Source organism: Methylicorpusculum oleiharenae, from assembly GCF_009828925.2.
GTDB lineage: Bacteria > Pseudomonadota > Gammaproteobacteria > Methylococcales > Methylomonadaceae > Methylicorpusculum > Methylicorpusculum oleiharenae.
Genome location: NZ_WUTY02000001.1, coordinates 2,542,082 through 2,568,723 on the forward strand (window position 1 = coordinate 2,542,082; position 26,642 = coordinate 2,568,723).

32 protein-coding genes are annotated in these 26,642 nt (G+C 47.0%); 17 read left to right on the plus strand and 15 right to left on the minus strand.

What is annotated here, in order from left to right:
* Window positions 1-11 precede the first annotated feature (11 nt).
* On the plus strand, window positions 12-1,310 hold the full coding sequence (locus GO003_RS11505) for a bifunctional aminoglycoside phosphotransferase/ATP-binding protein (RefSeq protein ID WP_231088953.1): 1,299 nt from the start codon (window positions 12-14) through the stop codon (window positions 1,308-1,310).
* 3 nt (window positions 1,311-1,313) lie between these two features.
* On the opposite strand, the gene GO003_RS11510 is transcribed toward GO003_RS11505, so the two are convergent.
* Window positions 1,314-2,872, minus strand: a protein-coding gene (locus GO003_RS11510) for an IS3 family transposase (RefSeq protein WP_231088858.1) whose coding sequence is annotated in 2 segments (ribosomal slippage) — window positions 1,314-2,410 and window positions 2,410-2,872 — 1,560 coding nt in all. Because the reading frame shifts where the segments join, the coding sequence is not laid out codon by codon here.
* Between the two features lies 1 nt (window position 2,873).
* Between GO003_RS11510 and GO003_RS11515 the strand changes: the two genes are divergently transcribed.
* Both GO003_RS11515 and GO003_RS11520 read left to right on the plus strand, forming a co-directional pair.
* A complete protein-coding gene (locus GO003_RS11515; protein WP_269144377.1) occupies window positions 2,874-3,275 on the plus strand; it encodes an AAA family ATPase in 402 nt (133 codons plus the stop codon).
* Between the two features lie 171 nt (window positions 3,276-3,446).
* Window positions 3,447-3,755: a hypothetical protein gene (locus GO003_RS11520; RefSeq protein ID WP_159655175.1), complete on the plus strand. Its 309-nt coding sequence runs from the start codon at window positions 3,447-3,449 to the stop codon at window positions 3,753-3,755.
* 203 nt (window positions 3,756-3,958) lie between these two features.
* On the opposite strand, the gene GO003_RS11525 is transcribed toward GO003_RS11520, so the two are convergent.
* Window positions 3,959-4,690, minus strand: a complete 732-nt coding sequence (locus GO003_RS11525; RefSeq protein ID WP_159655177.1) for a hypothetical protein — start codon at window positions 4,688-4,690, stop codon at window positions 3,959-3,961.
* A 521-nt stretch (window positions 4,691-5,211) separates the two neighbouring features.
* Here GO003_RS11525 and GO003_RS11530 point away from each other — a divergent pair.
* The 3 genes from GO003_RS11530 (at window position 5,212) to GO003_RS11540 (ending at window position 8,336) form a co-directional block, all read left to right on the plus strand.
* A complete protein-coding gene (locus GO003_RS11530) occupies window positions 5,212-6,570 on the plus strand; it encodes a L,D-transpeptidase family protein (protein WP_159655179.1) in 1,359 nt (452 codons plus the stop codon).
* A 259-nt stretch (window positions 6,571-6,829) separates the two neighbouring features.
* The gene (locus GO003_RS11535; protein WP_159655181.1) at window positions 6,830-7,657 is read left to right on the plus strand and encodes a TIGR02391 family protein; all 828 of its coding nucleotides are present in this window, start codon (window positions 6,830-6,832) and stop codon (window positions 7,655-7,657) included.
* A gap of 130 nt (window positions 7,658-7,787) precedes the next feature.
* A complete protein-coding gene (locus tag GO003_RS11540; protein WP_159655183.1) occupies window positions 7,788-8,336 on the plus strand; it encodes a hypothetical protein in 549 nt (182 codons plus the stop codon).
* A 129-nt stretch (window positions 8,337-8,465) separates the two neighbouring features.
* Here the strand turns inward: GO003_RS11540 and GO003_RS26580 are convergent, their stop codons facing one another.
* Entirely contained in the window at window positions 8,466-8,690 is a 225-nt protein-coding gene (locus tag GO003_RS26580; RefSeq protein WP_206444642.1) for a CcdB family protein, read from the minus strand.
* A 91-nt stretch (window positions 8,691-8,781) separates the two neighbouring features.
* Window positions 8,782-8,847, minus strand: a complete 66-nt coding sequence (locus GO003_RS26585) for a type II toxin-antitoxin system CcdA family antitoxin (RefSeq protein WP_231089190.1) — start codon at window positions 8,845-8,847, stop codon at window positions 8,782-8,784.
* 334 nt (window positions 8,848-9,181) lie between these two features.
* Between GO003_RS26585 and GO003_RS11550 the strand changes: the two genes are divergently transcribed.
* Entirely contained in the window at window positions 9,182-10,033 is an 852-nt protein-coding gene (locus tag GO003_RS11550; protein WP_159655185.1) for a peptidylprolyl isomerase, read from the plus strand.
* Between the two features lie 155 nt (window positions 10,034-10,188).
* On the opposite strand, the gene moeA is transcribed toward GO003_RS11550, so the two are convergent.
* Genes moeA through soxY form a run of 4 tightly spaced genes read right to left on the minus strand, consistent with a single transcriptional unit; the run spans window position 10,189 to window position 13,071 of the window.
* A complete protein-coding gene (gene moeA, locus GO003_RS11555; RefSeq protein WP_159655187.1) occupies window positions 10,189-11,448 on the minus strand; it encodes a molybdopterin molybdotransferase MoeA in 1,260 nt (419 codons plus the stop codon).
* Entirely contained in the window at window positions 11,445-12,284 is an 840-nt protein-coding gene (gene soxA / locus GO003_RS11560; RefSeq protein ID WP_159655189.1) for a sulfur oxidation c-type cytochrome SoxA, read from the minus strand. The genes moeA and soxA overlap by 4 nt, the downstream gene beginning before the upstream one ends.
* Window positions 12,285-12,286: 2 nt before the next feature.
* Complete coding sequence (gene soxZ / locus GO003_RS11565; RefSeq protein ID WP_159655191.1) at window positions 12,287-12,598, minus strand: thiosulfate oxidation carrier complex protein SoxZ; 312 nt, start codon at window positions 12,596-12,598, stop codon at window positions 12,287-12,289.
* Window positions 12,599-12,600: 2 nt separating this feature from the next.
* Window positions 12,601-13,071 (minus strand): thiosulfate oxidation carrier protein SoxY, encoded by a 471-nt coding sequence (gene soxY / locus GO003_RS11570; RefSeq protein ID WP_159655193.1) that lies wholly within the window; start codon window positions 13,069-13,071, stop codon window positions 12,601-12,603.
* Here soxY and GO003_RS11575 point away from each other — a divergent pair.
* On the plus strand, window positions 13,070-13,210 hold the full coding sequence (locus GO003_RS11575) for a hypothetical protein (protein ID WP_159655195.1): 141 nt from the start codon (window positions 13,070-13,072) through the stop codon (window positions 13,208-13,210). The genes soxY and GO003_RS11575 overlap by 2 nt on opposite strands.
* A gap of 223 nt (window positions 13,211-13,433) precedes the next feature.
* Here the strand turns inward: GO003_RS11575 and GO003_RS11580 are convergent, their stop codons facing one another.
* The 7 genes from GO003_RS11580 to GO003_RS11610 all read right to left on the minus strand — a co-directional run bounded on the left by GO003_RS11580 (window position 13,434) and on the right by GO003_RS11610 (window position 19,085).
* Window positions 13,434-14,303, minus strand: coding sequence for a hypothetical protein (locus GO003_RS11580; protein WP_159655197.1), 870 nt, complete (start codon window positions 14,301-14,303; stop codon window positions 13,434-13,436).
* 82 nt (window positions 14,304-14,385) lie between these two features.
* Window positions 14,386-14,730: a sulfur oxidation c-type cytochrome SoxX gene (soxX, locus tag GO003_RS11585; RefSeq protein WP_159655199.1), complete on the minus strand. Its 345-nt coding sequence runs from the start codon at window positions 14,728-14,730 to the stop codon at window positions 14,386-14,388.
* A 28-nt stretch (window positions 14,731-14,758) separates the two neighbouring features.
* Window positions 14,759-15,373, minus strand: coding sequence for a thiamine phosphate synthase (gene thiE, locus GO003_RS11590; RefSeq protein WP_159655201.1), 615 nt, complete (start codon window positions 15,371-15,373; stop codon window positions 14,759-14,761).
* Window positions 15,370-16,161, minus strand: a complete 792-nt coding sequence (gene thiD / locus GO003_RS11595; RefSeq protein WP_159655203.1) for a bifunctional hydroxymethylpyrimidine kinase/phosphomethylpyrimidine kinase — start codon at window positions 16,159-16,161, stop codon at window positions 15,370-15,372. Before thiD ends, thiE begins: the two co-directional genes overlap by 4 nt.
* 7 nt (window positions 16,162-16,168) lie before the next feature.
* Complete coding sequence (hemJ, locus tag GO003_RS11600) at window positions 16,169-16,594, minus strand: protoporphyrinogen oxidase HemJ (protein WP_159655205.1); 426 nt, start codon at window positions 16,592-16,594, stop codon at window positions 16,169-16,171.
* 4 nt (window positions 16,595-16,598) lie between these two features.
* Window positions 16,599-17,099, minus strand: a complete 501-nt coding sequence (locus GO003_RS11605; RefSeq protein ID WP_159655207.1) for a peroxiredoxin family protein — start codon at window positions 17,097-17,099, stop codon at window positions 16,599-16,601.
* A gap of 291 nt (window positions 17,100-17,390) precedes the next feature.
* The gene (locus tag GO003_RS11610) at window positions 17,391-19,085 is read right to left on the minus strand and encodes an ABC transporter ATP-binding protein/permease (RefSeq protein WP_159655209.1); all 1,695 of its coding nucleotides are present in this window, start codon (window positions 19,083-19,085) and stop codon (window positions 17,391-17,393) included.
* 498 nt (window positions 19,086-19,583) lie between these two features.
* Here GO003_RS11610 and serA point away from each other — a divergent pair, with 498 nt between their 5' ends.
* The 9 genes from serA (at window position 19,584) to tolR (ending at window position 26,638) form a co-directional block, all read left to right on the plus strand.
* The gene (gene serA / locus GO003_RS11615) at window positions 19,584-21,164 is read left to right on the plus strand and encodes a phosphoglycerate dehydrogenase (protein ID WP_159655211.1); all 1,581 of its coding nucleotides are present in this window, start codon (window positions 19,584-19,586) and stop codon (window positions 21,162-21,164) included.
* Window positions 21,161-21,802 (plus strand): HAD-IB family phosphatase, encoded by a 642-nt coding sequence (locus GO003_RS11620; protein ID WP_159655213.1) that lies wholly within the window; start codon window positions 21,161-21,163, stop codon window positions 21,800-21,802. Before serA ends, GO003_RS11620 begins: the two co-directional genes overlap by 4 nt.
* Before the next feature lie 147 nt (window positions 21,803-21,949).
* Entirely contained in the window at window positions 21,950-22,702 is a 753-nt protein-coding gene (locus tag GO003_RS11625) for a YebC/PmpR family DNA-binding transcriptional regulator (RefSeq protein ID WP_159655215.1), read from the plus strand.
* Window positions 22,703-22,926: 224 nt separating this feature from the next.
* Complete coding sequence (gene ruvC, locus GO003_RS11630) at window positions 22,927-23,427, plus strand: crossover junction endodeoxyribonuclease RuvC (RefSeq protein ID WP_159655217.1); 501 nt, start codon at window positions 22,927-22,929, stop codon at window positions 23,425-23,427.
* Complete coding sequence (gene ruvA, locus GO003_RS11635; RefSeq protein ID WP_159655219.1) at window positions 23,424-24,029, plus strand: Holliday junction branch migration protein RuvA; 606 nt, start codon at window positions 23,424-23,426, stop codon at window positions 24,027-24,029. Before ruvC ends, ruvA begins: the two co-directional genes overlap by 4 nt.
* Window positions 24,029-25,060, plus strand: coding sequence for a Holliday junction branch migration DNA helicase RuvB (ruvB, locus tag GO003_RS11640; protein ID WP_231089191.1), 1,032 nt, complete (start codon window positions 24,029-24,031; stop codon window positions 25,058-25,060). Before ruvA ends, ruvB begins: the two co-directional genes overlap by 1 nt.
* A gap of 75 nt (window positions 25,061-25,135) precedes the next feature.
* On the plus strand, window positions 25,136-25,540 hold the full coding sequence (ybgC, locus tag GO003_RS11645; RefSeq protein ID WP_164505714.1) for a tol-pal system-associated acyl-CoA thioesterase: 405 nt from the start codon (window positions 25,136-25,138) through the stop codon (window positions 25,538-25,540).
* On the plus strand, window positions 25,530-26,207 hold the full coding sequence (gene tolQ, locus GO003_RS11650; RefSeq protein ID WP_159655225.1) for a protein TolQ: 678 nt from the start codon (window positions 25,530-25,532) through the stop codon (window positions 26,205-26,207). Before ybgC ends, tolQ begins: the two co-directional genes overlap by 11 nt.
* Window positions 26,204-26,638, plus strand: a complete 435-nt coding sequence (gene tolR / locus GO003_RS11655; RefSeq protein ID WP_159655227.1) for a protein TolR — start codon at window positions 26,204-26,206, stop codon at window positions 26,636-26,638. The genes tolQ and tolR overlap by 4 nt, the downstream gene beginning before the upstream one ends.
* Window positions 26,639-26,642: the final 4 nt, after the last annotated feature.

Below are 26,642 nucleotides of genomic sequence, written 5' to 3' on the forward strand. Positions count from 1 at the left end.
ATGAAGCCGTTATGACTTTACCCGAATTTGATGCGTCATTAATGCTGATGATCGATGGCTTGACCCAGGCACAAGCGTATCGGCATAAAGTGGATTCGGTAAAACTGATAGAAACGCATATTTCGTGGGTTTTTCTGACCGGCGCTTTTGCTTACAAAATCAAGAAACCGGTCAATTTTGGCTTCCTGGATTTTTCAAGCCTCGAAAAACGGGCTTTTTATTGTCAGGAAGAACTCCGACTCAATCAGCGCCTGTCGCCGCAAGTGTATCTTGGCGTAGTTGCCATTACCGGGTCTTTCGAAAAGCCTGAAATGGAAGGTGACGGAGAGCCTATCGAATATGCTGTCAAGATGCTTCAGTTTAACGGCGGCGATGTATTGACCCAACGGGTTGAAAGCGGGTGTTTAAGTCATGAGGAAATCGATGAAATGGCCTCACAAATGGGGCGTTTTCATCTGGCCGGTGCGATTGCAGATAGTGCCTCACCTTACGGCGAAATCGAAGAGATAGCTTATCGCAGTGATGAGAACTTTCAGCAAGTCCGCTTGTTGCTCGGTTCCGGGCCGGATTTGACAGATCTGGACGAGCTGTCTGCCTGGTCTGCTAATGAATTGGCCGTTAAACGCAGTTGGTTTGAAGCCCGCAAAGCAGAAGGATTTGTTCGTGAATGTCACGGCGATTGGCATTTAGGCAACATGACCTTGCACAAAGGACAGCTGATTGTTTTTGATTGCCTTGAGTTTAACCCCTTACTGCGTTGGATTGACGTTATCAGCGAGCTGGCTTTCATTGTCATGGATCTCGCTCATTCCGGATTGATGAGGCAGAGCATCAGACTGGTTAATCATTATTTACAGCTGACCGGAGATTATCAAGGCATCAGGCTCTTTCGTTTTTATCTGGTCTATCGGGCCATGGTACTGGCCAAGGTGGCCTTGTTCAAACGGCAACAGGCTCAGTCAGTGCTGGAAAAAGAGAAGGCATTGGCTGCGTTTCATAGTTATTTAAAGCTGGCCGGGCAATTCAGTCAAAAAAAGAAGCCCGTATTAATAATCACCTGCGGTTTTTCAGGAAGCGGCAAGTCAACACTTTGCAAAGCCTTAGCTGAGCAGCTGGGGTCATTGTGGGTGAGATCCGATATTGAGCGAAAACGATTACAGACTTTTTCTAATCAGCCCCATCAAGACCCCCCCGGAGAGGGACTTTATTCCGATCAATCCAGAGATCAGGTTTATCGGCATCTTCTTACTATTGCAGGAGACGTGCTTGCCGAAGGCGGTAAATGTCAACGTAGTTGTCGCATGAGTTGAAAATTAATGAACGGTAGTGTCGGTATTTTTTACCGCACTATCGCTCGGTTTATCGGGATTTAAACAGACTTCTGCCTGCCATTCCCAGTTTCGGGTATTACGACTCCAGCGCTCCGGTTTTTTGGCTTTAGCGGCCTCGTAAACGGCCTTGCGTTGCTTCAGGATCGCCCGATCTTCACCCCTGTGGCGTTGCTCAGGCGTTACAAATTGAATGCCACTATGCCGATGCTCATGGTTGTACCAGGCGACAAAGTCGGTTACCCAGTCCCTGGCGGCGGTGACCGAGGCAAACGGTTGGGTCGGATACTGGGCGTCGTATTTCAGCGTTTTAAACAACGACTCGGAATACGGGTTGTCGTTACTCACCGCCGGGCGACTCCGTGAGGGTGTGACGCCAAGCTGCTGCAAGGTTGCCAGCAGCGTTGCCCCTTTCATCGGGCTGCCGTTGTCGGAATGTAACACCAACTGGTGCGGTGGAATCCCTTCTCGTTGGCAGAGATCCGTGATCAGATCGGCCGCCAGTTCGCTGTTTTCTTGTTCATAAACTTGCCAGCCGACAATCTTGCGACTGAAGATATCCATGAACAGATACAGATAGAAAAACTGGCCTTTGATGAGGCTGGTCAAATAGGTGATATCCCAACTCACCAGTTGTTTCGGTGCCGTCGCGATGAGGGCTTTCGGCTTACTACGCTCGACCGATGGACGGCAGGCATGACGGTGTTTGACTTGTTTCGCCTCGCGAAAAATGCGGTAAATCGTCGACTCCGAGGCATAATACTCGCCGCGTTCGGCCAACATCGGCACGATCTGATGCGGTGTTTTGTCTTTGAACTCATCGCTGTTGGCTAGGGCTAATACCTGAGCGCGTTCTTCGTCACTCAAACGATTACAAGGCACGTGTTGACGGCGCGTGCGACCGTCAACCGGCACGGCTTCGGGACGTTGCCAACGTTGTAATGTGCGTAGCGGTAGCCCCATCACCTCGGCAGCTTTGGCTTTACGGGCTCCGTGATCAAACGCTTCGTTAAATAAGGTGAGTAAATGGGTGCGTTCTGCAAGAGGGATCATGGCGCCTTTTCCTCCCAGAACGCGTGGCACTTTTTTTGAAGAATCAACAAAGCGGCGGCTTCTGCCAAGGCTTTCTCCTTGCGTTGCAGGTCTTTCTTCAGTTGTGCAATCTCGTTCTCCAAGGGTTTCAAGGCTTTCCTTGAGACTTGGCTGGGTTCGGTGGCCTCAAGAGGTTTAATAAAGTCTTGTTGCCACGTTTGCAGGTGATGGGTAAACAAGCCTCGTTCACGGCAAAAGGCATTGAGTGCTTCGCCTTCCAAGCCCGCGCTGGCTAGCAAGGCTTCAAACCGTTGTTCCCGAGTCCAGTCTTTAGGACGTTGTTGATTCATAGTGTTTGTTGTTGATTTGGATCGTGTCTGTTTAAGCCAGCCTTTCAGAGTAAACACACTGATAGTCAATTCATCGGCAATCGATTGAATACTTTTATCACCGCGTTGCAATACTTTACTCAGGGCTTGCTGTTTAAATTCTTCACTATAACGGGTTTGCATTTTGTACCTCTATAAAATTTTAGAGGCGACAACTATCCTGACACTGAGGGAAGGCTTCCCGTTAATGGTTGATGCCACCTTTCTTAAAATACAGCAACGCACGCTTTTTTATCAATTAGCCCACGCTATGAATGCGGATTTTCTGATTTTACAGTGTGAAGCTTCAGAGCCCGTGATGAGTCAAAGAATTGATCATCGAAGCCGCCAGCATAGCGATCCTTCGGAGGCGACAGCTGAGGTGATGCGTCTGCAGATGCAGACATTTGAACCTTTGACTGAAGAAGAGCTGGCGCATACGCTCACGGTAAACACCGAAAATGACTTGTCTTTGGACACAATTTTAGCGGCCTTGAAACGTTATTCCGTTGCTGATTCAGCGCTGCTTAAAGTGGGTCCGTATTAAAAAAATCGGTTGCAAGCGTTGATTCATTTTGCAATATTTGGCAACTATCTTAGGAAAATCGAATCCCTCATTCAGCCGTTAAGAATTCATTCAAGTGAATTTATTTAGAATCAGCAATCAATAAACTAATGTTCGTATTTTTAAAGATATTTTTAGTAAGAGGAAGTAAGTATGTTCAAACAGGTTCAATTTATACAACCTAAATATATTCTGGGCTTGGCCTTGTTAATGACCGGTTGCGCGTCCGATCAGCCGCCGCCTGTAAATGGCCAGCTTGTGTCAGGGGATCTGATGTTGCGGGAAAGTCAGGGCATAGCTCAATTGGGCAGCCGCTGGCAACAAGGCAAGCAAATGGTTGATCAAGGTCAGCAAATACAGGCAGAGGCACAGGCGAAAATGGAAGAAGGCCGTCGTTTGATTGAAGAAGGACAAAAAATCATGCGTGAAACCGAAGAAGGTTACAAAAGCATCAAAAAGTAAGCATCAAGACCACTAAGCACCCAGGTTGGGTTGCCTGCTTTTCGCAACCCAACAATTAACATCTTGGCCTTGAAATGTTGAGTTGGCTATCGCCAACCACAACCTACAAGAAGCATCAACTTTGATTTTTGTGGATCCAATACTGGTTGCTAATAGTACGTCAGGTACTCTTAAAGCCGCATTATGATTAAACGGCAGTCCAATCAGGCATGTAAATGGGTAAGCGGTTGTCTGGAAATAGTGCCGCCCTCTTTAGAGCTATCATCGCGATCACGGGTCAACGCCCGAGTTTTTTCAAGCAGATTTTTTTGAGTTTCGATGGCCGTTTCTTTAGCCAGTGCATAAAATTCCTGGCAATGAAAAAGGGCAATATCTATCAATTCCATCAGAGGTCTAATCAGTCGGGCCTCTATAAACTGAAGCGATTTTTCATAAGCTGTCTTCACTTGTTCAGCGTACTTGTCCACCATTTGTTCCAGAGGATCTTTGATCCAATTTGGCACATAACGCTTTATTTCATCAAGATACCGGCTTACGCTGAACAGAAAACGCTTCAATTCATAAATCATCGGCATCATTACAGACGAATTGAATACTCCTTTGAGGTGGATGAGTTGTAATTTGGCAGCGGTCAGTAACCTTTCAAGCGGCACCAGGATTTCGCTCATTTTGTGCCAGTCGATATGTTTGGGAATGAGTGCCAACTGACCATTTATTTGACGGTAAGATCTAAGAAAAAGTGGGGGTAGGCTGGAATTGAGTTGAGCTTCAAGCGCGGCGATCTGCTGATGCTGATCCTCAATTTTTCTTTGAAGATCGAAGTTGCTTAATTGTTTGTTTTGTAGCTCATCGGTCAATGAGTTAATTTGCTCTTCAAGTTTGCTAAGTTTATTCAGCAATACCTGATGTGTATCAAAATCGGCCCCTGTTTCCATTGTCTTTCCTCTTTGAAGATTATTGTTATTATTCTAATTTTGACGCCCTTCTTATCAGTAGAAAGTCAATATGTCAAGTTATACCCATCGTAGATCGAAAATCGGCACCGGGGTGCCCGTCAAAGGACGCCGTAAAACCATCCATGTAGACTCTATGCCAACATCCATGCTGGCAAAGCCTTTGCCGAACAACCCGTTGCCTCCTTAGGCACTGCCGAAATTTGAAGTGCGAAAGGTATAGTATGGTTTTTTGACAAATAAAATAATCAAATCAACCTAAAACCGATGTGAGTTTACAAAATTCAAGAAAGGCTCAAAAGATTCTGTTTTTAGAAGCCCCCATTCATCCTCAGGATGATGCTCTAAAACGGAGTATCTTGTTGAATGCTTGAGTATTTTTAATTTTTTGCGGATTATATGATTCTTCCCGCAACGGCTGACCAGATCAAAACCTTATTAAGATTGCAACAATATAAGACTGTAATAATAGGGGTTGAGAAATTGTTTTAGGCAAAAATGGTATGCATATCAATAAATTTAAACATTTTATATCGGCTAGATCGGTACCTTTATTTTTGATTTTCTGCAGCATTGTGCTTAGCGGTTGTCAGACTATTGCGCCTCTTCCTCAAGAAGAAGAGGAATGGCAATTTATACCCCGGCATGAGTTTACTATTGCCGGGGAGCAAGCGATGATTGGCCTGCTGGCTCAGTCGGAGGTTTTACCCGATGAGAGTTTACCCATCATCGCGCGTGAATTCGGTTTGGGTTTTGATGAAATAACCCGTGCCAATCCTGATGTTGACCCTTGGATTCCTGAACCGGCTGCGGCGGTAAATTTGCCTCTGCGCTTTATTCTGCCTAATGCTCCGAAACAGGGACTTGTGCTCAATATTGCCGCAAAACGCCTGTTTTATTTTCCAGGTAAAGCTACTGCCAAAGTGTTGACCTATCCAGTCGGTATAGGCCGTGAAGGATGGGAAACTCCGACCGGGAAAACTAAAATAGTCTCTAAAAAAGCCCGGCCCAGCTGGACGGTGCCGGAGTCGGTTTTAAAAGAACATGCTAAAAAAGGCGACAAATTACCTAAAGTGGTTCCCGCAGGTGAAAACAATCCTTTAGGCTTGTATGCATTAAGGCTGGGTTTTGAGGGCTATTTGATTCATGGCACGAATAAACCCTACGGTGTCGGCATGGAGGTCAGCCATGGCTGCGTCAGGTTGTATCCAGAAGATGTTGAGCAATTGTTTAATCAAACATCGGTTGGGACGCCGGTGCGCGTGGTTGACCAACCGTTTTTAACAGCTTGGGATAACAATGACTTGTTTTTACAAGCCTATCAACCGGTACATAAGAGTCTGTCGGCTACCAAGAAGCTGTTAAAAGCATTAATGACACGGTTGCAAGGGATAGAATCTCAATCCGGACGCGCCATCAATTGGGATACGGTGGACAAGGCTTTGCAACGCTTGGACGGTGTGCCGGTAGCCATTTTGGCGGATACGCCACCGGATAAAGGTTTTTCTGCTTCAATTAAAGCCAAACGAATCTCGGCCTTCAGTGTCAAGCCGGTACAAGAGCCTTCAAGTCCTGGTGCTTGGCGCTTGCTGGTTGCAAGGTTTAATGAACCTGAACAAGCGCGCCGCTTGGCATCAATGCTAAATCATCAAGGCCCACCCATTCCTTCAAGTGCGGTCTATTCTGAACAGAGTTACCCGGTCGTTGCCGGACCCTTCAAATCCAAGGCAGAAGCCAGGCAGGCCGCTAAGCAAATTGCGATGGATTTTGAACTGGTTGCTGAGTTGATAAAACCGGATGAAGAACTTAATGCCACTTATAAAGAAGCAAAATTGTCGGGTATTCGTAAAGGGGATTTTTAAAAGTTAAAGTTTGAGATAAAACCTATGATGAAAACCGAAGCGTTGCTGATACGGCATATCATATTGAATGAGCCGCGCTTTAAACACCTGAGTGAGGGATGAAGTAGTGGTTAAAAAGGAAGTGCTCCAAAACAGCATATGAACTGTCAGGATGATAGTCAGAAAGGAAAAAACCTTGCTATTCACAACTTTATTGTGGAGACACAAGTTTCATGGTAGATATACAAACGATTTAACAACTTGTTAGCCCTTTAAGAACATGGTAAGAATTACTCCATTTGATGCTCAGAAACTAGAAGCGGCTTGTAGAATCCTTGCTGATACCGAACGAGGACTTACCAATTCAGAAATAGGTTATATATTGAGCGATTGTCGAGTTGTTGACGTTTCGCCAAACATGACGAAATGGAAGCGCTTATTCAATGCTTTAGCCGAAGTACAAAATAAGCATCAAGTAGGAAATCACCTAATAATGTTTATTAATCGTGCGCTTGATCCAGTGAAGTATTCGAGAAACAAAGAAGCATTTGAATGGCGTAGAAGTGAACTGAATGTTGTTTTGTCGTTTTCAGGGTTTAGTGTACGAGAAGATGGCAAAGTGATGAGCACTCCAGTAGAAACTACTCTCAAAGGAGCAAGAGCTAGGGTTGGAGCACTCAGGTCAAGATTAGAAGACAGAAATGCACATCCCGAAGTTTTTAAGTATTGTAAAGCGGAATTACTTGATGAAAATTATTTTCACGCTGTTTTGGAAGCAATAAAAGGTGTTGGAGAAAGAATAAGAATATTATCAGGTTTAACTTCTGATGGTGCGGAATTAGTAAATGCCGCCTTTTCTGTCAAAACGCCGATTTTGGCATTGAATGAGCTTTCTACCGATACCGAGCTGAGTGAACAAAAAGGCTTCAGTAGTAATATGTTGGTTGGTTTATTTGGAGCAATCCGGAACCCTACCGCACATGCCCCAAAACTGGTTTGGTCGATGACAGAGCAAGATGCCTTGGATATATTTTCTATAATGTCCTTCGTTCATCGAAAATTAGACAAGACTAAAATATATGAAGGTCAAAATGAAAATCAGGGTTAGCAAGCGGGTCAACTTGACCGCCAAAAACGGCGATGCCCGCCTCTACAGTCTGCTTTTGACGTCAAATTACCCTTTTCGGTGGGCAACTTTGCGCTTAGCAGCCACCTTGAACAATTGAGAGTCTCTCCACATGGAGCAGCAATCCAGTCAATCGAAGTCCAGTTTGGCATTAACTTTGTGGCAGGTATCGAAGGTGCTGCTGTTTATTGCGCTGATACTCGGTCTCGGATCACTCAACGTTCTAACGCTAATTAACGATCAAGCCCATGCTGCTGGTGTCAGCTTTCTCAAAGCGGTACTTGCTCCAGCTCTCGCAGAAGCGACCATGTCACGTATACTGAGTCTCAGCCCAACAGAAAAATATGGGGCTCTCGAAAAGTCGCATCGAGCCCTTGAATCAAAGCTCGTCGAGGTAAAAAAGTTATCTGCCGCTCGCTCACAGGTCGTTAAAAACATCTCAAAAAGAGTTGCAACGCGCGCGATAACAAACGCCGGAAAAAACGTTGCTTCTTACGCTGCCGAAGTCGTTCCAGTTGTTGGTGTAGCAGCAATTACCAACTTAACTATCTCCGACCTCTACGATGACTGTCAGACACTGAAAGACATCAACGAATTAAACGTTGCATTCGGGCACGCGATCACTGAAGACAACACCGTTTGCGGAATCAAGTTTCCTTGAAACACCTACGTCCAGCGTTCCTGTCAAAGTCGGCGCTAGCGAGACGGCAGCTACAGGTCCTTCTCGTAGCCAAACCCAGCAACCCAAACGTGCAATCGACCTGCTGTTTGTCAGTGGTGAAGGCGGTCGTTATATGCCAGATAGAACAAAATCGACCGCAGAAATAATTTCAGAGCGATAAGCTGAAAGGTCATAAGCCTTTGCGCCGAGTTGGCGGCGATCAATTCCGGCAATGTCTTGCGTGATTGCAGTGAACGTCTCGGCATCGAGAACGGAAGACGGATTTAGTCGCGACAGGGTCCTCGGGGCGGATATTTTGGCGGGAGAGAGTGGTATGCAATAGTCGTTTTCAATTCGTTCAGTAAGTCGCTTTGGATATCCAGCAAGAAAGGATAGTGGTTTCGTGTTTTTGGTTTGGCATTCTTAAAAGCAAAAAACTGTCCTATTAGAACTTTCTCACGCTGTCACTGAATGTGCCGTTGGATTCAACAAATTCATTGTAAGCTTTAATGGCGTTCGCGTTCTGTCGTAGCCACTGTTTATACTGACATTAGTTGCCTTTTTAGGGGCTTGAGTATTGTATGCGGGGATCATGGCTGTTACTCCGTATGTCTAATGCGTAAATGGTATGCGCATGCTCTATGGAAGGCAATGGGAAAAAGAAGTCAGGTTTTACAGTTGACATGAGTTTTTCCTATTTTCGTCTCTTTCACTGCTAATCAAAAATGGTATGACCCCTAATGTTATGAGGTTCCGAATGTTCTGAAGCTCATTCCTGCAACTCTTTTTAAGTTAATTGAATGCTCTACTTTTAGTTGCGCCCGGACTGATTCATAATATGGCGGATGAAAGTAAATAAAACATTAACACTCATTTGTCTCTTGTTATTAACCGGGTGTCAGGAAGATTGGAATCCGGCCAGAGACTATAAATCCCTGCTGAGTCCGGACAAGGAATCGCTTGTTCGTATCAATGGCAGAACTCTGAAGAAATCTGAGTTGACCGCGTTAAAACAAGAGTTGTCTCTGCAAAATAAAGTAGGAAAAATTACTAACCAAGAGGCCTTGGATGCTTTGGTGCGGATGGATATTCTTGCTCAGGAAGCAAGGGCTATAGGGCTGCAAAAGGAGCCTGAGTATGCTGCGCGAAGGCTGGTCAGGGAGAAACAACTGCTGGCTGATTTGGCGCTCGATCATTATTTATCGGCTCATCCACTGACCGAGCAAGATATTGAGATGGAGTATTCCAAACGTTATACCGGTGAAAATAGGCGGCAATATAAACTGCGTCGTATTCTTGTCAATACCGAAGCGGATGCCAAAAAGTTGATTGCAAGTTTGCAGATGGGGGCAGGGTTTGTCGATTTGGCAAAGTTGAGTTCCATTGCCCCTGACGCCAAACAGGGAGGCGATTTATCCTGGTTGAGCTTAGTGGATATGGATTTGCCGATGGCTCAGGCCGTGATGAATCTTAATGATGGGGCTTTTACACAAACTCCGGTAAACACACTGGCTGGTTGGCAGATTTTTTTCCGTGAATCGTCCAGAATTCAGGATCCGCCTTCATATGATGCCGTCAGGCAAATCATTTATGACGACCTGGCAAAAGAAAGAGCCGAAAATCACATCAAAATGCTGCTGGATAAAAGCGAAGTGTTATTTATGGATCTTGACTTCGTCAAAATCGTTGATCCCTGAGTTTGGTCGAGCCAGTTATCGAACAGTCTAATGGGATGATCTGGTTCTGATAGACTTCAACAGCACCTGCATTTGGAACGTTCACTTGCCATGCACTCTTGATCAACCGCATCATTAAATTCTTAACCCCTTTCGCTATTGATTTTTTCTGCTGATTATAAAAAGCCGGCAAAGGGTTGAACGGTAACCCAATCTCCGGCTTTAACATTACCGGTCTCGTGATCAAGTACAATAAACGCATTGGCCAAACTCATCGAGCGTAAAATGCCCGATCCCTGTTTGCCGGTGGTGGCTACAAGCCAGTCTCCCTTTTCGTCCCGGCTTAAAATGCCTCGCTGTATCTCTGTCCGGCCTGGTTTTTTGCGGAGGTTTTCGCTTACTCTGGCCTTCAATGTAGGCGCTACAGGCTTGCCGGTAATGCTCAGCATCTGTTCTATAGCCGGCAAGACAAAGTAATAAAAGGTGACCAGAACAGCGACCGGATTGCCCGGTAAACCAAAAAAGACCGCTTTGTCAATTTGACCAAATGCCAGAGGACGGCCCGGTTTTATTGCGACTTTCCAGAATTCAACCTGTCCTGAATGTTGTAATACCGATTTGGTAAAGTCGGCTTCGCCCACAGAAACACCGCCTGTAGACAGAATCATATCGGCGAAACGGCCAGCCTGGTTGAAGGCCTCTAATAATTTTTCAGCATTATCAGGGATAATGCCCAAATTGATGATTTCAATATCCGGCCTGGTCAAGGCGGCAATCAGGCTGTAGCGATTGCTGTCATATATACCGCCCGGTGAAGTCAGGTCGCCTGGTTCACATAGCTCGTCACCGGTTGAAGCAATAGCAACTTTGAGTTTGCGATTGACATTGATTTCAGTAATGCCCAGGGAGGCCATCAAACCAATGTCCGCCGGGGTCAACCATTTACCCGGTTGTAGAACGGTTTCGCCGCATTTTAAATCTTCTCCGACTAAGCGAATATTTTGTCCGCGTTTATGGCGGTTATCTATTTCAATGCGGTTTTCGTATATCCGCACATGTTCCTGCATCGCTACAACATCCGGGCCCGCGGGTAGTTCTGCCCCGGTCATGATACGCACACAAGCCACTTTTGGGATGTTGCCCCTAAAAGGTTTGCCGGCCAATGCCTGACCGATAACGTTTAATTCAGTCGTATTGCTGTTTGGAATGTCCTCGGCATAAAACGCATAACCGTCTACAGCAGAATTGGTATGGGGGGGCACATTGATATGGGAAATGACCGGTTCATGCAGTGTTCGACCGCAGGCATTTTGAAGGGAAATGCGTTCGTAGCCGGAAATGTGAGGCAAACGTGCCATAATTCGCCGGAGTGCATCGCTACAAGGCATCAGTCCGGATTCAAAGATATCGGTACAGCTGGGTTGTGTTTCAATCATTTTCGTGTGCTGGGCCCATTAACGGGAATGCCGTTGCTCATAAAACTTAAAAAATATTCAAGGTGACGCAAATCAGTGCTTTGTTCGGCTGGTTTTGGTGCTCTGATTTGTTCGTGACATTCGGCAAACCGACGATGCAGACTGCCGGTTTCACCCCATTTCAAGCGGTAAACCGGCCAGTGGGTGGTGTGTCCCAGAGAAGGGCTGAGTATTTCCGAACGCAACTGCTTACCCACATTTTGAACATGACAGGTGGCACATGCGAAATTAAGCTGGCCGCGCCGCTGGTAATAATAGTGCTTGCCTTCTTCATAAGCGGCCAGGGCACGGGGATCCTGTTCAGGGACGACAATCGAAGTGGGTTTGCCGCGGCTGCTCTGCGCCATATACGCCAGTAACTCGGCAATACGGCCGTCGCTATAGGGCAGGGGGGCTTCATCGTTAGCCTCGCGGCATTCGTTGAGAGCCAGCGCTAAAGTAATCACTTTTCCTTTTGTCGGATTCCACTGCGGGTATAACTGCGCAATCGCTTGACCTTGATGGGGAAAACAATCGGCATACGCTTTGCCATTCCTAAACGGTTGATCGAATGCGATTTTGCCTTTTTCTATCGCCAGTTCGTAAGGCGGAAATGCTTCAATCGCTTCCCATGATTCGCGTGCATCCTGATCGATGGCATAAACGCCGTCGGCATAGGCTTCAAGCGGTAAACCGGGATAAATTGTTTGGTAATGGTCAATAAATGCGCGTCTATCCTGTTCCGGGTCAGCCTGAACAGCAACAGCCTGAATGACCAACAGGGAAACGACGCCGATGATTTTTAACGTGAAACTCATGACTATTTGAGAATATGAATCTCGCTGTCCATTTGTCCCAAATTGTCCACCCAATTGATCTCTATTTTATCGCCGGCGGCACTGCTGTTAAGCAGGAATGCAAAATAAGGGTCTTTTGAAATACTCCCTGCCATGTGACTGGTAACCACCGTTTTATCATTATGACGAACGATCAGGGTTTTAATGAAATGAGCAGGAATCAATTCCTTGGTGACCGGATCGCGGTTTCTGCCATGTTCCATCGGGTGAGCAATCAGGGTTCTGATTTCGGTTTTCCCGGCTTTGCGTTTGCTGCGAATTTTGATACTGGACATGGTTAACCTCCGCAGCCGCCAATGGTGACCTTGACTTGCTGCTGCGCCATATAAAGCGTATCGCCGGTTTTGACTATCGCAATGACGTGACTGGTTTCAGCCATTTTAATCCGGGCCGATACAAAGGCCGTCATGTCAGGTGTCAGGATGAACGTAGCGACCAAAGGCACCGGATTTTTATCGGCCAGCAGCGTGATGCTTTGAACATTTTCCAAACTGCTGTTTACTGAAACGGGAACGACAGCACCATTTTCTGCGATACGAGGTACTTTTAGCTCGATTTTATCGGATTCAACCAACTTGGCGCCGGAATAGAGACGTTCAATTGTATTATCGATTTTACCCGGTGCAAAATGGTCATCCAGCCATTCGGCAAAGGCGTCATGTGAAGTTAACAGGCTACCGATTCCGGACAGCGAGGAAATGCTGATGATGCAAGCCTGTTTTAAAAATTTTCTGCGATTACCGGGCATGGGCAAACCTGTTATCAGTGAAATGGACGCCTTAATGACAATCCTGACGTGTTGGGTGGCCGCTATTCTAGCCGATGGGCTTGTTGTTAAGCTACCTGAAGCCGGTTTCAGTCAGATTCATTCGGCAAAAGCCGGTTAATCGACAACCTGCGACAATTAGCCGCATTTGAAAATAGTAACTTGGCGATAAACTTCAAACCAGTTCCAGTAGGAGTGCTGGAACCCATATATCCTTCTCCAAATGCGGCTTTTACGGCCGCATTTTTTTGTGTAAAAAAAAGGTATCGAGAAAGCATTATGCGAGTTGCCAACTGACCCGCATCGGAATTTTTATGTCGAACTTATCGGCTTAACACCTGTTTTTACTCTTCGCCTGTTGCATCAGCATACTTCTGGCCGTCAAAAATATAAGTCGAATTTTTAGCGGGAACAGGTAGCTTTTGCTCTTCGGTTATTTCCGTGCCCTGTTTAACGATTAACAAATCAGGAAAGTTCTTGTGAGTTTCCGGTAACGCAGTGATAGTGCCGGTATAGCCCCAGCAAGGCCCCATAAGCGGCGAATCGGGTTCTGCTTCTTGTTCGGTATCGTCGCAAGAGCCGGAGTTATTTGAACCGGTTTGGATAAATCCGAGATCCTGCCAAGTGTTATTGCTAAAACCAAATAGCACTTTTCCTTCCTCAAAAAAACCGCCCATACCGTAACCAAAGTCGATCATAAAGGCGATTTGTGAGGGCGATAATGTCAAAATTGCTGCATTTTTTACCTCCGGCGCATCGCCCCATGAGCCGATTTCGCCGACTTCCTGTTGTTTGCCAACCAGCTGCCATGCCTCATCTTTCAACACATAGGTTGCTGCACCGACAATAACCCCTTGAACATGGCTGTCGAAGGGTTCATTTTTTTCAGGATCTACTGTCTGGGTTTTGGTAAATACGACATGATATTGCCGGTTATCCACGGTAAAGCTTTGCTCGAACCAGAGGCCGGTTAAGGCGTCAGGCGCTGTTTTGACCGATCCGCCAGGGCCTGAAACACCAAATAAATCTGTTAAAGCTGTTGCGACATCTGGCTTTACCACTGATTTTTTCGCGGTATCAACCGGTATATTTTCCGGCGTCGTACCGGGTTCTTGAGAGCTGGAAAAATAATAGGATAGCCCGACGGTTGCTAAAACAGCGGCTGTCAAGAGTGCAATGAGCAGGGTTTTGTTCGGTGTCGGTGTTTTAGTCATGATGGTTGGGTGTAAGGTAATCTAATAGAATGTTGGGGCTCTCAAAGAGTCGGTCAATGGCCTGTCTTGCGTACAAAACAGTTTAATTTAGGGTCCAAAGGTATTCAACAATGGCGTCGATTTCCGAGTCCGTTAAAATCCGGTTTCGACCGAATGGCGGCATGCTGGTTTCAGGGTTAAAAACGGTGGCATCCCGGATTTGTTCCCTGAGTTGTTGTTTGTTTTTAAATCGGATGGGCAGTTTAGTCAATGCCGGACCTATGTTACCGGGCGATTCTCCGTCTTCAATAGCATGGCAGGCGAGGCAATTGCCTTTATTGCGATCGAATGCCAGTTGTTTGCCCTGTTGCGTTGGCGCGAGCGCTGCTTCTTTTAGTGGGGCGCAAGCTGATAAAAACAGCAGCAAAATACTCGCTAAAAAGTTCATCTGATGATCCCTTTTACTGTTCAGTAAATTATTCAAACAAGGCCTGATAGGTCCGTGCGGCCTGTTCCGGTTCATGGTCAAACAGTCCTCCAATCACGGCCAGAAAATCAGCACCGGCTTGAACTAACTGATGCCCGTTTTCCGGCAGAATGCCGCCAATTGCAACGAGGGGAATGGTCAGTTGTTGTTTGGCTAGGAGAAGCGTGGTCAATTCCGCCGGAGCGGCTAAAGGTTTCGAATTGGAAGGAAAAAACCGCCCGAATGCGACATAGTCTGCACCCTCTTGTTCAGCGGTTTTAGCGCGTTCCAGGTCGTTATAACAAGAGACACCGATAATCGCTGTGTCACCCAGCCGTTCTCGGGCTTTGGCAATCAGTCCATCCTCTCTGCCCAAATGGACACCGTCTGCATGGAGCTGAGCTGCCAAGTCAATACTGTCATTGATAATCAGCGGGACTTTATGGCTTCTGCATAAAGCCAGTAAGGCTTGACCCAGCGCCAGGGCATCGGCAGGCTGTTTATCCCGGTATTGAACGATAACGGCTCCCCCTCGAATGGCGGCCGCAACTTCCTGAATAACGGTTTCCGCACTTTTATTTTCAGTTTGTGTAATGGCATAAAGCCCTTTAGACGGCAGTTTCATAGGGAAGTAGGTGTCCAAAATAATCTGGCGGGGTTGTGTTGGCCCTGGCCAGGGCGATAAGCGTTTTGCAGCGCGTTCCAGGTATAGTCTTGAGCCCGCGATACGGCATCCGGAAGCTCCAAACCCTGCGCTATCAAGCCGGCTATAGCGGCTGCCAATGTGCAGCCCGAACCGTGATAGCTGTAAGGCAGCCTGGCGCAGGCAAATGATTTTATCATCTGACCGTCTTGGTACAGCTGATTGGATACCGCCTCGGTGTCTTCGTGAGTGCCGGTAATCAAAACGGCATTACAACCCATTTTCATCAGTTTCATGGCGGCATCGGTCAGATCTTCTGAGTCGGTTAGCCGCCGGGCTTCGATGCTGTTGGGCGTTAGTAAATGGGTTAGCGGTAACAGCCGGGTTTTGAGCGAGATTAAAAGTTGTTCAGTAGCCAGTTCCGTTCCGCCGCCTGCTGCTAAAACCGGATCTAGAACGACAGGTATCTGTGGGTAATCCTGTAAAATGCTGCAAATGGCTTCAGCCGTTTCATGATGTCCTATTAAGCCGATTTTAAACGCTTTTACCGGAAAATCGGCGAGGACGGTCCTTGCCTGACTGATAATGTTTTCAGGTCTTTGTGGAATAATTTTTTTTACATTCCGGCTGTCTTGCTCAGTAAGTGCCGTTACGACACTGGCGGCATGACAGCTGAAACTGATCAGCGTTTCGATATCGGCCTGAATGCCTGCACCGCCGCTGGGATCGTGGCCTGAAAAGCAAAGAACAGAAGGTCTGTCGCCGGTCATCAGAAGCTCAGAACGGTTTGACGACAGCCAAAATGATAATGCCGATCAAAAACAGCACGGGCACTTCGTTCATCCAGCGGTAATAAACATGGGAATGCGTATTACGGTCATGTTTAAAATCCAGCAGCCATTTGCCGCAATAAACATGATAAACCACCATTAGCGCAAGCATCGTCAGCTTGACGTGCAGCCAACCGCTTTGCGAATACATCACCCAGGCATAATCAATCAGCATCCAGATGCCGAATATAAAAGTGACAATCATGCCCGGTGTCATGATGCCGAAAAACAATTTCCGCTCCATGACTTTAAAGCGTTCATTGCTAATTTCATCGGAACTCATGGCGTGATAAACATACAGACGCGGCAGATAAAACAGCCCTGCAAACCAGGTCACCATAAAAATTAAATGTAACGCTTTTAGCCAAAGCATAAGCTTATCCTTTTAATAAGGTTTCAATCAGCCGGGATAATTCGGCGGGTTCAAATGCGCCGGTGATCTGTTGGACAATCACTCCGTCAGCGTCGATTACGAAAGTGGTTGGCGTCAATCGCACCTCCCCGAAAGCGCGCGCATGTTCGGCACGTAAATCCAATGCTACATAATAGGGTATCTGTTTTGCTTTGGACATTTCAACCACATGATTTGGCGGGTCGTAATACATGGCAATAGCGATAATTTCAAGCCCCTTATCGCGGTAAGCCTGATAAAGGTCAATCAGATCCGGAATTTCTTTAACGCAGACAGCGCAGTCGGTCGCCCAAAACGTAACGATGACAGGTTTACCTTTAAACGAGCTTAACTGAAGGGTTTGGCCGGTGATGGTCAACAATGAGGCATCGGGTGCTTGCAAAGATTGGCTTTTGCTAGTCCAAAAAACGGCGGCAGTGATGAGTAAAGCCAGAACAAGTCCCATGATCCTGATGTTAAAGGGCATATTGAGATGAAGCTCCAAGGGTCAATGCGGATTATCATTAGTCTATCAAGTCTTGACGGGCGATAGTGAGCAATTCCCCGTATGAACTTATAATGCGGTTTTGAGGATTGGGGTAAGCCTTGCACACGGAACGCCGTATCCCTTTCCATGGGGGCTTGACGGCAGCATCCCTGCTGTCGACATCCTCGCAAAGCTTTTTACCCCTACCCTGAGTTGAATTGAAGTTGACTCAAATCTAAAGGGGAGACAGCTGCGGGTTTTGAATCTCAAAGAATCGGGTTTAACACGCCTTCAAGTCAGGATTATTTGCCGTTTATGTAATGCTCTGACGGCCGGTTGCTTTGTAATGGTCAGTAAGGTTGAGTCTGGAAGCTCTCTCATGATCATTCGTATCATTTCAACCTCGTCTTCAGGATTTAGCGAATTAAAGGCTTCCTGCATCATAATCCATTTGGGTCGGTGCAACAGTAATCGCACCATGCCCAGCCGTTGTTGTTGCTCACGTTCCAGGTTCTTTTCCCAATCACCCGTTTCATCTAGTTGCGCAATCAGATCTCTTAGCCCTACCTGTTCCATCGAAGATTCCAACGCTTCTTGATTGAAGGCGTCGCTTTCGGATGGATAACAGATTGCCATACGCAATGAGCCCGTAGGCAGGTAAGGGCGGGGCGGCATGAAAAACATCGCGTCGTCGTCGGGTAATTCAATCGTTCCCTCGCCCCAGGGCCATAGGCGTGCCATGGCTTTAAACAACTTATTGCCGGTGTAGGGATTACCGGCGAGTAAAATACGTTCGCCCGCGTTGATTTCCGCATCCAGTCCTTCGATACAAACAATGCCATCCAGACGTGACAGGCAAAGCTTGTCGAAACGTAAAATGGAATCTTCATTCTTTTTCACAACGATGCGATGAGGATCGGATTTAGCTATTTCTTCCTCCAGTTGAACCAATACTTCGTTGAGTCCCAACACACGCTCCACCGAGGCTCGCCATTCGGCGACCCTCCCCATGTTGTCAACCGGCCATGACAAGGCGGAAACCATGTGCTGAAAGGCTTGCGCTGATTGCATCAAGGCGCCGAGACTGATGCTGCCCAGGATATAACGGGGTGCTGAAACCAGGATAGGAAAGGCCATGGACAATACCGAATAACCTGAACTGAACAGTAGTATTTTTGCCCATGCGTTGGTTTGTTGATGCCAGACACTGATGATGTCACCAAACAAGGCATGAAAGTGAGGATTTTCATGGCGTTCACCGTGGATCAAAGCAATGGCCATGGAATTTTCCCTGGCTTTAACCAGGCCAAAACGGAAATTGGCTTCCACCGTTTGTCTGTCGTCGGTTGCCTTGGTGAGCGGGCGGCCTATCCACCAGCCCAGTGTTGAGGCGCAGGCGGCATAGATTATGGATAGCCAAACCAAGTGGCCGGATATAGGTATTTCAACCAAAAACAGATCAAGCGTAATGGTTCCGGATAAATCCCAAAGAATTTCGGTGAAACTGATCAGTAATAAGATGCAATACAGCAAGCTGTGAATCAGATCGATGGCTAACTCGGTAGCGATGCGAATATCTTCGGCGATCCTGCCGTCCGGATTGTCGTGCTTGCCGGGAATATGGGTAATCAGGTAATGCCGGCCGTTGTGCATCCATTGGCCGATCAATTTATCAGTCAGCCAGCCGCGCCAGTCAAGCTGCAGGCGGCGTTTAACCATAAAGTGGGATGCGGTAACCGCCATGTTGGCGATGAAAATCAACACTATCAGGCCAACCTGTGTGAAGAATTTGGTCATCGACTGCTGGTCCAGTGCGTCGAACAACGCAGCGCTCCACATTGTAATGACTACTGAAATGGTGATTTGCAGGATGGTCAAAACCACTAAAGCCACCGAAAAACCGATAATGGTGTTTTTATTTTGGGATTGCCAAAAAGGTCCGGCAAGCCGGATAAAATCTAGAAAAAATCTGCTTTTGGTCTGCATGCCTTACTCCTTGCTCAGTTGATCCGCCACTATTGAAGAAGCTTTGCGCTTAACAATGCCAACTCTACCGTTTTTCTGGTGGTGAGAGCTGTGGCTCTGCTCTGGGTTTAGCCTGGCGGTGAAAATGCAGGCATCCTGTTTCACGAAGGCCTGCTTGTTATAGTTATAGTGTTCGCATGAGAAATCGGTTTTATCTGTCCTGTAACCCTATATTCCAAGATGAGAAGGGTATGGGGGTGCCAAAATTTGAAGTAACAAAAGTATAAAAGTTTATCAGGAAAATATTGAAGAAATTACAACAGATTAAGTCGCCATTGCAGTCGCTAGAATGACTCGCACTTTAAATGCAATTCTATTGAACATTCCGGCACTGATTTTTTTTAGTAAATAGTCTATTGGATGAGCTTTACTCATTTCCATTAATTTCGAGTTACTGCAATGATGTCAAAACTGTTAAGCTATGCGTTTTAACTTTCACTTTCTTTCAAATTTCTGGTCATGTACAAAATACTCATATCCGACAAATTAGCTGAAGCAGGCATCAATTACCTGAATGATCAGGATGGAATTCATATTCATATTCAAACGGGTTTAAAAGAAGACGAATTGTGTCAAATTATCGGTGAGTATGATGCGCTGTTGATCCGTAGCGATACTAAAGTGACTGAAAAAGTGCTGAAAGCGGCTACGAAACTCAAGGTGGTGGGCCGTGCCGGGATCGGTGTCGATAACGTCGATATCGCCGCTGCGACTGAGCAGGGCATTATTGTCATGAACACGCCTGATGCCAATGCAACGACCACAGCCGAACTGGCCATTGCCCACATGTTATCGCTGAGCCGTCATTTACCCGCTGCCGATCGCTCTATCCGTGCAGGAAAATGGGAACGTTCCAAGTTGATGGGTTCTGAAGTCGCACACAAAACGCTGGCTATTCTCGGTTTTGGTACCATAGGCCGTATTGCTTCTCAGCGTGGTCTGGGTTTGGGTATGGAAGTAATTGCTTATGATCCGTTTGTGACGCCTGAAATTTTTGAGCGTTACGGTGTTCAATCCGTCGATTTGGAAGAACTGGTCAAACGAGCAGATTATCTGACATTGCACTGTCCGTTGATCGAAAAAACCAAAGGCATTATCGGCAGTGCACAAATGGCCATGATGAAAAAAGAAGCGATGATCATCAATTGTGCCCGAGGCGGATTGATAGATGAAGCGGCGTTATACGATGCGCTGAAAAACAATCGCATAGCCGGAGCCGCACTGGATGTGTTTGAACACGAGCCGCCGGTAAATTCACCGCTGCTGGAGCTGGACAATATTGTTTTTACGCCGCATTTGGGCGCGTCGACTGCAGAAGCCCAAGTGGCCGTCAGTGTCGAAATCGCCAGACAAGCCGTGATTTATCTTAAAACCGGCGAGGCTGTCAATGCCTTGAACTTGCCGCGCTTGTCCGCTGAACAATTGAAAAAAGCAAGCCAGTACATGGGCTTGGCCAATATTCTGGGCAAAGTGCTTGCCGGACTTGCAACTCAGCCTTTGGAACGTATCGAAGTGGCATTATTCGGTAAAGCGGCTGAAGTTGATGTGAGACCGGTATCCATAGAAGCATTGGTGGGTGTTTTATCCGGTAAGGTTTCAACGCCGGTAAACCGCGTCAACGCCGAAAAAATAGCCAAGCGTCAAGGCATCTCGCTGGTTGAATCAAAAACCGAGGAAACACATGACTTTTTATCACTGGTCAAAGTAACCGGCTTTTTTGGAAATGAGTCTGTCAGCCTGTCTGGCACGTTATTGGGTGAGCGCCGGCCTCGTCTGGTTCAGGTAGATCAGTTCGAAGTTGAAGTTGTGCCTGAAGGCACGTTGATTTTTACCCGTCACGATGACAAGCCGGGCGTGATTTCGTCTATCAGTAGCGTTTTGGGAGAATCCAACATCAATATAAGCCGGATGGAAGTTGGCGGAGCCAATAATGAAATGGCTATGGCGGTGATCAGTATTTCCGAGCCGTTGAACGATGATTTACTGGCTCAGTTGTGCGATATTCCAGCAGTTCATCGCGCGGCTCAGGTCATTCTATGAGTTTTGACCGTATCTGTTTTGATTTTGACAGTACGCTGAGCAAAATCGAAGGGATAGATGAATTGGCAAAAAGAGCGGGCATGGGTGAAGAAATGGCCCGTTTGACCGACCAGGCAATGAACGGTGAGGTGCCGTTAGAGGCCGTTTACGGCCATCGCCTGGAAATGATAAAGCCCGACAAACAGGCTATTGATTGGTTGGCAGATGAATATATCCGCGAAAAAGTTGCCGGTGTTGAGGCGCTGTTCACTGAGTTAACGGCACTGGGTAAGTCCGTGTACATTGTCAGTGGCGGAATCCGTCAGGCTATTTGGCCCATGGCGTCACTGCTCAATTTACCCGAAAGCCATGTGTTTGCGGTGGATATCTTTTTTAACGAAGATGGCAGTTATCGCGACTTTGATCGCGCATCAACCTTGGCCAGAGCCGGCGGAAAAGCTCAGGTTTGCAAACAGCTAAGTCAAGCCGGACAACGCTTGGCGATGGTTGGAGACGGCAAAACCGATCTTGAATCCAAGCAGGCGGGCGCTTTTTTTATTGGTTTTGGCGGGGTTGTTGCCAGACCGATTGTCCAGGAGCAGGCGGATCACTTCATCAGCGAGCCCTCTTTGCAGGCTGTTTTGGATTACTTGAGATAATTGTCATTCGATCTTGTGAGTCCTCGTCAAGTACTCACAAGATCGATCCCCTGATTCGATCGATTGAATCTTCATTGACTTAAATTCGATAAGCTGCAGGCAGAATGGTAGAATCCGCAGTTTTTTATTACAGATTTAGAGAGAAGTATGGCTGGACATAGTAAGTGGGCTAACATAAAACACAGAAAAGCCGGACAAGACGCCAAACGCGGCAAGATTTTCACAAAAATGATTCGTGAAATTTCTGTCGCAGCTAAATCGGGAGGAGGCGATCCTGCCAGCAATCCTACCTTGCGCACCGCAATCGATAAAGCGTTGGGCGCTAACATGAAGCGCGACACCATCGATAACACCATCAAAAAAGCGTTGGGCGTTCAAGATGGCGCCAATTACGAGGAAGTGCGCTATGAAGGCTATGGACCCGGCGGTGCGGCCATCATGGTTGATTGTTTAACCGATAACCGTAACCGAACTGTAGGCGAAGTGCGTCATGCTTTCACGAAGGCGGGCGGAAATTTGGGGACGGATGGTTCTGTTGCTTATTTGTTCACTAAAGTGGGCATTATCAGTTTTCCCGATACGGTGGATGAAGATGCCATTATCGAAGCGGCGCTGGAAGCGGGTGTCGATGATGTGGTTACCAATGAAGACGGGACCATTGATGTGACGACAGCGCCTGAAAACTATCTTGAAGTTAAAGAGTCGTTGATTGCCTCGGGTTTCGTTCCCGAGAATTCGGAGGTGACCATGCAGGCTTCCACCCAAGCTGATTTGGATCAAAATGATGCCGAGAAGTTGTTGCGGCTGATTGACCGTTTAGAGGATTTGGATGATGTGCAAAATGTCTATTCGAATGCCGAAATCAGCGAGGAAATAATGAATAACATGGCTGTTGATTAAGCGCTTATTCATTCGAGTTATAAAAAAATCGTAACTACTCGCCCGCTTTGAATTAAGGGTGTAGGTGCTTGATTTCAAAGGACGCATCCATGCGTCCCTGTAGCTCTCTGCAACATCCCTGTTGCAGAAGCCTTTTCAATCAACCACCTACACCCACTAAAATTGGAGGGGGGTGAGCAGATACAAATAATCAATCCTTTCCTATCCGGCTGTTTAAATCGAACGTGACAAAAATTTTAGGTATAGACCCCGGTTCCCGGATAACCGGCTATGGGGTTATTGAAGATTTACCGCACGGAACGAGGTATATAGCCAGTGGCAGTATCAAAGTCACTGCGGACTATTTTCCGGATCGATTGAAACAGATTTTCAAAGGCCTGGTTGAAGTTGTCGAAAATTATCAGCCTGATCAAATGGCAATTGAATCGGTATTCATGCATAAAAATGCCGATTCAGCGCTAAAACTTGGGCAAGCTCGAGGTGCCGCGATTTGCGCGGTACAGTCAGCAGGTTTGCCGGTTTTTGAATATGCGGCACGGCAAGTCAAACAGGCTTTGGTCGGAAAAGGTAATGCTGAAAAAGCGCAAGTCCAGCACATGGTAAAAATCTTGTTAAATATTCAGGGCACTCTTCAGATCGATGCTGGCGATGCGTTAGGAATCTGTCTTTGTCATGCTCATTATCAGCAGACTGAGCGCCGTTTAAGCTCGGGAGTTTGGCGATGATTGGTTTTTTGAGTGGCAAGCTGGTCGTCAAAGCCCCGCCTCAATTGGTGATTGATGTCAATGGCGTCGGTTACGAAGTCGAAGCGCCGATGACTACATTTTATAATCTCCCCGCTTTGGGTGCCCCGGTTACTTTGTTTACCCATTTGGTCGTGCGTGAAGACGCACATATCTTATTCGGTTTTTCCACCGAAACCGACCGCCTGATGTTCAGGGCCTTGATCAAGGTCAACGGCGTAGGACCCAAACTGGCTTTGACGATTTTGTCCGGTCAGAGCGCTGAAGATTTTCATCGCTGCATTCATAATAACGATACGCAAGCATTGGTGCGGTTGCCCGGTGTAGGCAAAAAAACAGCCGAACGGCTGATCATCGAAATGCGTGACCGCCTGCCGGACTTGGGCGATGAGGTCGGTGCAGTCAAGGGTTCGGACGTGTCGGTTTCACAATCTGAATTAAAGCCCCAGCAAGAAGCGATCAGCGCATTGTGTGCGCTGGGTTATAAGCCGGTTGATGCGGCAAAAATGGTGCGCAGCATTCCAGTTGAGGGCAAAACTTGTGAAGCGATAATCCGGCTTGCTCTGCAAGGCGCAAGCCGATGATCGAGGAAGACCGTTTGATTAGCTCTCGGGGCCGAGGAGACGAAGAACGGGTTGATAGGGCTATTCGGCCTAAAAAACTCAGCGAATATATCGGTCAGCCCGAACTGCGCGCGCAAATGGATATTTTTATTCAAGCGGCGACTCGTCGTCAGGAAGCACTGGATCATGTGCTGATTTTTGGTCCGCCCGGTTTGGGGAAAACGACCCTGGCGATGATTATCGCAACAGAGATGGGTGTCAATATCCGTTGCACATCGGGCCCTGTGCTTGATAAAGCAGGCGACCTGGCGGCTTTGCTGACCAATCTGCAGACGCATGATGTGCTGTTTATCGATGAGATTCATCGCTTGAGCCCGGTTGTCGAAGAAGTGCTGTACCCTGCGATGGAAGATTATCAGATTGACATCATGATCGGTGAAGGACCCGCCGCCAGATCGATCAAACTGGATTTGCCGCCTTTTACCCTGGTGGGCGCAACTACCCGGGCAGGCTTATTGACTTCGCCGTTACGCGACCGTTTTGGGATTGTGCAGAGGCTTGAGTTTTATACGGTTGAGGAACTGGCAAGTATTGTGGTGCGTTCCGCCTCATTATTGGGCATTGCCATCGATAATGCCGGTGCTGCTGAAATCGCCCGTCGTGCCCGAGGAACGCCGCGTATTGCCAACCGCTTGCTTCGCCGGGTGCGCGATTATGCTCAAGTTAAAGGTGACGGCATTATTAATCAGTCCGTCGCTGATCTCGCGCTTTTAATGTTGAAAGTGGATGCCAATGGATTTGATGCATTGGACCGAAAATTGCTGTTAATGATGATAGATAATTTCAACGGCGGACCGGTAGGACTGGACACCTTGGCTGCGGCGATCAGCGAGGAGCGGGGAACCATAGAGGATGTCTTGGAACCTTATCTGCTGCAGCAAGGTTTTATTATGCGAACGCCGCGTGGACGGATTGTCACCCATAATGCTTACCTGCATTTTGGTTTAAAGCCGCCGAAACACCTGGGTGAAACCGATGATGTGTTTACCTGAGATCAGGGTGAAGAGATTTCTCCGGTTTTTAGCCGATGTCATTGAAAAATCAAGTATTGTTCCTATACAATGACCCTGCAAAAATTTGAGTGGCCAATTCGTATTTATTATGAAGACACGGATGCGGGCGGTGTGGTGTTTTATGCCAACTATCTGAAGTTTTTTGAACGGTGCAGAACTGAAATGCTCCGTGCTGCGGGGTTCGAGCAAGATAGCCTCATTAGAAATGAACGAATTATCTTCGTTGTGCGTTCCGTTCAAATCGACTACCTGAAGCCTGCTCGTTTTAACGAATTAATCTCGGTCACCGCCGGGATCATTGAGGAAAAGAAAGCCAGTTTGTTGTTTGAACAGTTTATTTATCGAGGTGAAGATGTGTTGTGCAAGGGATTGGTACGCATCGCCTGTGTTGATCCGGAAACTATGCGGCCTAAGGCCATACCTAAAATTTTAATAGAGCAATTTAAGAATGAATGCTGATTTATCCCTTTTTCATTTAATAAAAGAAGCCAGCTTTTTGGTTCAGATGGTGATGCTGATCCTGGTGGTTGCATCGCTGATTTCCTGGACTTTTATATTTACCAAGCGCAAGGAATTCAACCGCGCCGCGATTATTGCTGACGAATTTGAAGAAGAGTTCTGGTCAGGCGTTGATTTGACCGAGTTATACAAGCGTCTGGCATCCGATGACTTTGAGCCTGAAGGGATAGAAAAATTATTTATGGCGGGCTATAAGGAATTTTCCAGAATGCGCCAAATGGGCGGCATTAATCCTCAGTTTCAGGTGGAAAATGCACAACGGGCGATGAAAATTGAGTTAAATCGTGAGCTGGAACGGCTGGATGAGCATTTGCCTTTCTTGGCCACGGTCGGTTCTATTAGTCCGTATATAGGTTTATTCGGTACTGTCTGGGGCATCATGAATTCATTCCGCTCTCTAGGTAATGTCCAGCAGGCTACGCTGGCTCAAGTAGCGCCAGGCATTGCCGAAGCCTTAATCGCGACAGCAATCGGTTTGTTTGCCGCGATTCCGGCGGTAGTCGCCTACAACCGTTTTGCGACCAATCTGGACCGTTTGATCGGTCGGTATGAATTGTTTATCGACGAGTTTGTCGTTTTGTTACAGAGGCAGGCACACAGTCAATGAGTAGCAGGCAAAACGGAAGAAGAAAGCCAAAGGCAGAAATAAACGTCGTTCCGTACATCGACGTGACCCTGGTTTTATTGATCATTTTTATGGTCACGGCACCTATGTTGCAAACAGGGGTAGACGTTGATTTACCACAAGCCGAATCCGAAGCCACCGAACAAAAAAACGATCCGCCCATAATTGTTTCGATTGATAAGGACGGTCAGTATTTTGTGGATTTGGGCGGCCAAACCAGTATTCCTGTCGAATCGGAAGAGTTGTTGAGCAAAGTGACAGACGTTTTGCAGGGCAAGCCAAAAATACAAGTATTTATTCGAGGCGATAAGGATGTCGATTATGGCAAAGTCATCACGGCTATGGCGGCCTTGAAAAATGCAGGTGTTCCCAAAGTCGGTTTAATGACGCAGCCTTATCAGCATCAACAATAGAGTG

What these genes read in the sequence shown, in the direction of transcription:
- GO003_RS11525 (WP_159655177.1), bottom strand. Translation starts at nt 4,690, where the DNA reads ATGGAAACAGGGGCCGATTTTGATACACATCAGGTATTGCTGAATAAA.
- soxA (WP_159655189.1), bottom strand. Translation starts at nt 12,284, where the DNA reads ATGAGTTTCACGTTAAAAATCATCGGCGTCGTTTCCCTGTTGGTCATT.
- hemJ (WP_159655205.1), bottom strand. Translation starts at nt 16,594, where the DNA reads ATGCTTTGGCTAAAAGCGTTACATTTAATTTTTATGGTGACCTGGTTT.
- thiD (WP_159655203.1), bottom strand. Translation starts at nt 16,161, where the DNA reads ATGACCGGCGACAGACCTTCTGTTCTTTGCTTTTCAGGCCACGATCCC.
- GO003_RS11535 (WP_159655181.1), top strand. Translation starts at nt 6,830, where the DNA reads ATGGTAAGAATTACTCCATTTGATGCTCAGAAACTAGAAGCGGCTTGT.
- tolQ (WP_159655225.1), top strand. Translation starts at nt 25,530, where the DNA reads ATGAATGCTGATTTATCCCTTTTTCATTTAATAAAAGAAGCCAGCTTT.
- GO003_RS11575 (WP_159655195.1), top strand. Translation starts at nt 13,070, where the DNA reads ATGGGCAAACCTGTTATCAGTGAAATGGACGCCTTAATGACAATCCTG.
- GO003_RS11610 (WP_159655209.1), bottom strand. Translation starts at nt 19,085, where the DNA reads ATGCAGACCAAAAGCAGATTTTTTCTAGATTTTATCCGGCTTGCCGGA.
- GO003_RS11580 (WP_159655197.1), bottom strand. Translation starts at nt 14,303, where the DNA reads ATGACTAAAACACCGACACCGAACAAAACCCTGCTCATTGCACTCTTG.
- tolR (WP_159655227.1), top strand. Translation starts at nt 26,204, where the DNA reads ATGAGTAGCAGGCAAAACGGAAGAAGAAAGCCAAAGGCAGAAATAAAC.
- GO003_RS11505 (WP_231088953.1), top strand. Translation starts at nt 12, where the DNA reads ATGACTTTACCCGAATTTGATGCGTCATTAATGCTGATGATCGATGGC.
- soxY (WP_159655193.1), bottom strand. Translation starts at nt 13,071, where the DNA reads ATGCCCGGTAATCGCAGAAAATTTTTAAAACAGGCTTGCATCATCAGC.
- ruvA (WP_159655219.1), top strand. Translation starts at nt 23,424, where the DNA reads ATGATTGGTTTTTTGAGTGGCAAGCTGGTCGTCAAAGCCCCGCCTCAA.
- GO003_RS11605 (WP_159655207.1), bottom strand. Translation starts at nt 17,099, where the DNA reads ATGCCCTTTAACATCAGGATCATGGGACTTGTTCTGGCTTTACTCATC.
- GO003_RS11540 (WP_159655183.1), top strand. Translation starts at nt 7,788, where the DNA reads ATGGAGCAGCAATCCAGTCAATCGAAGTCCAGTTTGGCATTAACTTTG.
- moeA (WP_159655187.1), bottom strand. Translation starts at nt 11,448, where the DNA reads ATGATTGAAACACAACCCAGCTGTACCGATATCTTTGAATCCGGACTG.
- serA (WP_159655211.1), top strand. Translation starts at nt 19,584, where the DNA reads ATGTACAAAATACTCATATCCGACAAATTAGCTGAAGCAGGCATCAAT.
- GO003_RS11520 (WP_159655175.1), top strand. Translation starts at nt 3,447, where the DNA reads ATGTTCAAACAGGTTCAATTTATACAACCTAAATATATTCTGGGCTTG.
- GO003_RS11550 (WP_159655185.1), top strand. Translation starts at nt 9,182, where the DNA reads ATGAAAGTAAATAAAACATTAACACTCATTTGTCTCTTGTTATTAACC.
- thiE (WP_159655201.1), bottom strand. Translation starts at nt 15,373, where the DNA reads ATGAAACTGCCGTCTAAAGGGCTTTATGCCATTACACAAACTGAAAAT.
- GO003_RS11530 (WP_159655179.1), top strand. Translation starts at nt 5,212, where the DNA reads ATGCATATCAATAAATTTAAACATTTTATATCGGCTAGATCGGTACCT.
- GO003_RS11625 (WP_159655215.1), top strand. Translation starts at nt 21,950, where the DNA reads ATGGCTGGACATAGTAAGTGGGCTAACATAAAACACAGAAAAGCCGGA.
- soxZ (WP_159655191.1), bottom strand. Translation starts at nt 12,598, where the DNA reads ATGTCCAGTATCAAAATTCGCAGCAAACGCAAAGCCGGGAAAACCGAA.
- soxX (WP_159655199.1), bottom strand. Translation starts at nt 14,730, where the DNA reads ATGAACTTTTTAGCGAGTATTTTGCTGCTGTTTTTATCAGCTTGCGCC.
- GO003_RS11620 (WP_159655213.1), top strand. Translation starts at nt 21,161, where the DNA reads ATGAGTTTTGACCGTATCTGTTTTGATTTTGACAGTACGCTGAGCAAA.